The organism is Lewinella sp. IMCC34191 (assembly GCF_003390935.1).
Taxonomy (GTDB): domain Bacteria; phylum Bacteroidota; class Bacteroidia; order Chitinophagales; family Saprospiraceae; genus Neolewinella.
Genome location: NZ_QNQZ01000022.1, coordinates 1 through 4,842, shown reverse-complemented (window position 1 = coordinate 4,842; position 4,842 = coordinate 1). Strand labels below are relative to the sequence as shown.

At 38.7% G+C, this 4,842-nt stretch carries 4 protein-coding genes; all 4 read left to right on the top strand.

Translation table 11 applies throughout. From position 1 onward, the window contains the following. Window positions 1-520: 520 nt before the first annotated feature. The 4 genes from DRW39_RS22445 to DRW39_RS22020 all read left to right on the top strand — a co-directional run bounded on the left by DRW39_RS22445 (window position 521) and on the right by DRW39_RS22020 (window position 4,583). The gene (locus tag DRW39_RS22445; RefSeq protein ID WP_157976313.1) at window positions 521-1,285 is read left to right on the top strand and encodes an XAC2610-related protein; all 765 of its coding nucleotides are present in this window, start codon (window positions 521-523) and stop codon (window positions 1,283-1,285) included. Window positions 1,286-1,846: 561 nt separating this feature from the next. Then, window positions 1,847-2,341 carry a DUF6932 family protein gene (locus tag DRW39_RS22030; protein ID WP_116109415.1) on the top strand — a complete coding sequence of 165 codons (495 nt, stop codon included), beginning with the start codon at window positions 1,847-1,849 and terminating at the stop codon, window positions 2,339-2,341. Next, the gene (locus DRW39_RS22025; protein ID WP_116109413.1) at window positions 2,334-2,564 is read left to right on the top strand and encodes a hypothetical protein; all 231 of its coding nucleotides are present in this window, start codon (window positions 2,334-2,336) and stop codon (window positions 2,562-2,564) included. The genes DRW39_RS22030 and DRW39_RS22025 overlap by 8 nt, the downstream gene beginning before the upstream one ends. Window positions 2,565-2,777: 213 nt before the next feature. After that, a complete protein-coding gene (locus DRW39_RS22020; protein ID WP_116109412.1) occupies window positions 2,778-4,583 on the top strand; it encodes a hypothetical protein in 1,806 nt (601 codons plus the stop codon). Window positions 4,584-4,842 lie beyond the last annotated feature (259 nt).

Below are 4,842 nucleotides of genomic sequence, written 5' to 3'. Positions count from 1 at the left end.
AGCGGGATCATTTAGAGATTCCGCACTACAAAGAATAAAAAAATAAAAACACCACTGTACGGCGCCCAACACCGCATCAGACGTCCATGCGCCCTTTTGAGGGGCGCACGGCGCTGATGCAATCGTTGGGCGAAATGACGCCATCAAAGGCGTCACAGAATACTCAATAGTAACACAAGGACTATTCTAGTTGAACCGACAAGATTAAAGCCAATGACTTATAGGGTATATAGAATTATATTATTAATATTTACAAAACATATTCAATTAAGAAGCGTATTGGAGGACGTATCATTAGTTGCTACTTTTTTTATTGCCTCAAAATTTCAGTCCCGGAAAGCATAAATACAGATCTATAGCTGGTGGAAGTAGTCTATATTAAATAGCTTTATATGACGTTTGTCAATAGAATCAACAAGTACAGACACTATCTTCCTTGTGGAAAATTCATTCTGGTGTGCTGATACGGAGAATATCAAGATAGGCAATGTAAATAATCTTGCGCATAAATATTACCCACATGCTTAGGTCTCAGCGATATTCAATACAACTTAGTAATTACACTATAATAGCTGGTTTGCTCTTGTTATTGTATTCATGTAATCGTTTAGAAAGTGTCGAAGATTCACCTGATGCCAATAAGCATCTTGAAGTTGATTCGTCAAATATTAGTGAGAACTCCAGTATTAAAATTGTCGAAGAAATAAAGGATAGCTTGAATGTTGGAAATCCAGGTAAGTTTAAAATAAATATCATAAAATATGATATATATAATGATCAGTACATCCTTGTGAAATTTTACCAAAAGCAAGATGAGTGGCATCTGAAAAATGAATATCACTTTAATACTCAGAGTACTGATTCTCTAAACTTAGTATTCATGGATTATAATAACGATGGATATAACGATATTTCCTTTACATCAGTTACTGCTGCTAGAGGCGCAAATGAGGTCAGACGGTTGTTTGTTGTTGATAAAAAAACAGATCAATTAATCTCTATCCGAAATTCGGAAGAATATCCCAATCTTAGTTATAATGCTTCACTAAATTGCATTAGTGCATATGCATTTTATGGCGGGTCTACATCTTATTTTCTAAAAATTAAAGGAGATAGTTTGAAGAAGATTGCTGATGTAACTCTGTTTGATGGGCTAACGATATCAACATATAGCGAAAATGGAGATCAAACAGAAATATACAGAGATACATCAGTGAGACGATCTAATGATATATTTGAATCGTTTGAAGTCAATGATGTTTTGAGACAAATCAAGAAACACTAAACTCTCTCAGTGGATAATTACAATTCGCCCAACATTGCGCCATCGTCAAGCCGGCGGTGAGGCTTTTGGGTGTCGATGAAGCTTTAAAAGGCGAGTTGAAGTTGGTCCGATATCCATATGCTGGCTGGTGAAGCCGGCCTGCGGTGGCGCACCCGTTCTGTCCAATGTAAACAACCCACATCACCATCTAGGCGGAACGGAAATGACACGCGATAGCACAAAAAGTATAACTGAAACTGAAGAAGTTGCCATCCATATGTCAGGGTCAAATATTCCAGGCCCACGGTTATGAGATTTGGTGCTAGCAATGACCGGTGTTTTCGTCGATGTTCGCTATGGGCCAAAATCCTTCGCATAGCTTCGGGTTTTGCCCCATGCTCTCAATCGCCGAAAAGACCTCAATCGGTGATTCATTGCTCAAGAACACCATTCAAGAATCCAGTTTTCATTTCTAAGAGGTCAGGCTAGACAGCAGACCGTCCTTAGAAAGAGAGCACTGGTACACCATATGGTCTGCGGCCACTACCAGCTTGACCTCTTGAAACCCTCTATCTTGCCAGCATGAACTTTGATCAAAAGGGTTTGCTTAGGCCACCTGAGAAACTAACAATTGACCGGGATCAGTTGCTTGAAGTCTTTGTCAAGGCCTTCGGTGAAGACTCCACACGATTAGGCATCTATGAAAACTACCTGGAGTATACCACACTGTTTAGCCAAACCATTACAGAGGCCTTCGCGCAATGGATTGGTGGGAGCTTTACAACTGAGAAGCAGAATCCACGCGACTTGGATTTAGTGACGCTCTGCAGTCAACAAGATCTGCTCAACCACCAAGATCTTCTGACTGCAAAATTCGATCACAACAACTGGAAGGCCAAGGGCGTAGATGCTTATCTAGTAGGAGTTCGTACAAGGGATGCCCCTGACTATCCACTCTATCGTTCCGACTGTGTATATTGGATACATCAGTTCTCTACCACCCGTAAAGACCGGAGGGGGCGCAAGCATTCTAGAGGCTTTATAGAGTTGATCTTTAATGACTACAGCTATGAATAATTACGAAAATTACTTCGAGAGCATAGAGGATCGTGCTGTGCAGATTAGTGAGCTAATAGAAGAAATCCTTAAGCTGGATGATGTAATAGCCGAGCACGATAAGTATGGATCTAAAGGCGTGCAGCGTGATCAATACGTGAATAGAAGAAAAGAATATACCGATAGGTTAAATCAATTTTTAGAGCCGCATAAAATGAAGATCATTAATAGCGAGGCGGCATAAAAATTAAATAAAAAAAACACTGGACAGAACACCGCGCCATCGTCAAGCCGGCGGTAGTGCTTTTAGGTGTCTAGGATGCTTTATCGGCTAGGAAAGTAATCTCCTGATCCATTAGTTAGTCGGTGGAGCCGGCCTGCGGTGGCGCAATCGTTATGTGCAATATCCGATACCCTAACGCTGCGAATTTAAAACAGAATGTAGTACATTTGATAAATGGAAGGTCAATTCAAAATTCATTTATCTGAGTGTGAAGCGCTGTCGTTTGCACAAGATATCAAGCTACAGAAACCTTACGTCCAAATCGACGGCAAGAATATTCAATATATAGGATTTCAATCACAGCCACATGCAGAAATAGAGGTTCCAAATAATTTCCCCCATTGTTGCTCCTACCACAAACAACTCGCAAAGAATGTTACAGATTGGTTTTTGCTATTTCCTGATTGCTGTCCATCTCATAGGTCTTTAAAAGAATTTAATTGGTTTAAAAAGGGAGATTATCGTCATGTACCAGAGAAGGTACTACTGACGATATTATATGCGCAGAACTTTATAGGCAAAAATTCGTCAAATGAAAATTGGTACGATGAAATATCCAGCTATTTAGATTATTGTGTAATCAGTTTTGGAACCCCTAGCATTGGGGCTATGAAATTTGTCAGTCACACAATTCATTTTATAGAAAACACACCAACTAGCATTGAAGCCTTGACCAAGGCAAAACAGAAACAGTTAGTTGAGTTTCTATCTAAACCCAATGACAAAAACCCGGAAAGAGATTTTAATTTACTTTATTCAACATATCAAAAATGGGTCAAAACTATACCCGATTTACCTTACTTCAATATTTTGAAAGAAGACGCCTTGAATAGCATTCCGATAAACATGATAACCCATGATTTTGTATATAATCGGTTTTTAGGGTATGGCAAAGCTAAAGTAAAAACTAGAAGCGAATTTATTTCACTGCTTACAAGTACGACGCAAACGATACTTTCAGGTATTGATACAAATGCATTACATACATCTGGCCAAGTGCCATTAAATGAAAAACTGGCTATTGAGGTTATTAATGAAAAGCACAAAATAAATCAAAGGCAGTTGACATCAGATTATCTTTTAAAAGAATTAAGATATGTAAAGCTCTTAAAGAAATGGTTGAAGAATGAGCAAAAATACTTCAAAGAAATTAAGCCTCACATTATCAATCTTAATTCTATGCCAATGTTTAAACTTGAAACCAAGACTTCATTCAAGACTGCTTATTTAAAAGTATATTTGAGAGAAGCAGGCCATTCAACTGAGCTTCAATCGCTATTACAAAAGTTACAATCGGTAGAGCGAGTTAACCCTCAAGACAACAGTGACTTAATAGTATATCATAAAAAGGCTTATTCAATTGACGAACTCGTGGATGAGGTTACATTATCACTGAATAATTATTACGCTAAAGGAATGCACGATCCAGTGTTCGTAGAAGCAGAAATTGATTTGAGTGAAGTAGGTTATAACACAATACTAGATCATATATATAATTATGGTATGAATCTAGAAAAATTTCAAAATCTATATAGAAATTTTGATGAAGAAAGGTTTAGAGACTATTTTTTACCTCACCTAAACCTAATATCTAAAACTACTAACGCAACCGGTGAAACATTCAACAAAAAGGGCAAAACAGATATTTTGATTCAAAACAATGAAGGTGAAATAGTGTTTATTGCTGAATGTAAATTATGGCATGGGGAAAAAGAACTGCTTAAAGCTGTAGATCAATTGCTCGAAAGGTATGTACACTGGAGGGTCAATAGAGTAGCTTTGATTGTTTTCAACAAAGCAATGTTAAACTTCGAGCAACTGTTAACGACCGCGCGTTTAGCTATGCAGAAACATCCTAATTATCGTGGCTATTTGGGGAGTAAAAGGGATGGAAGGTACAAATACAAATTTATTAGTGCTGATGATCAAGATAGGGTCGTCGATATAGAATTGATAATATTTAATTGCACAAATAAATAATGCACATAACATCGCGCCATCGTCAAGCCGGCGGTTAGGATTTTGGGTGTCGATGATGGCTTTAAAAGCTACTCCAAAGTTGATCCAGATCCGAATGCTGGCTGGCTGAAGCCGGCCTGCGGTGGCGCACACGTTGGGCGCCATACGCGACAAAAACACACTGGGGTTTTCACCCCGACCACCGGTGGAAATAAGGCACGATCGCCGCAGCCCGCAGAACGGCTGGTCGATCCAAAAAATAAGGAATCATGCTGTTGGC